Source organism: Polaribacter sp. 2405UD43-2 (genome assembly GCF_058147125.1).
On the sequence record NZ_JBYVJX010000070.1, the window covers coordinates 1 to 245 of the forward strand.

A 245-nucleotide genomic window follows, 5' to 3' on the forward strand; every position below is an offset into this window, starting at 1 on the left:
AATACAGAATTTAATTTAACAGAAGATTATAAAACCTTCTGGATTCCTGGTGACTGGGATATTTACGACCACTTGTACAGTACAACAAAATTATCGGCAATAGATGCAAAATCGTACACTTCTAAAACAAATTTAGCACAATCTTATATTCCAGAAAATGCTGTAAATACACCCGTAACGTTGGTTGGTAAAGACGGCACTCATTTAAGTTTTCATGAAGCAGCTTTGGTAGATTATTCAGGAAT

At 33.9% G+C, this 245-nt stretch carries 1 protein-coding gene; it reads left to right on the plus strand.

Features of this window, described 5'->3' with window-relative positions:
- Positions 1-245 (plus strand): glycoside hydrolase family 97 N-terminal domain-containing protein (locus ACY2RX_RS14790; protein WP_490104738.1); only part of this gene is annotated, 245 nt, incomplete at both ends.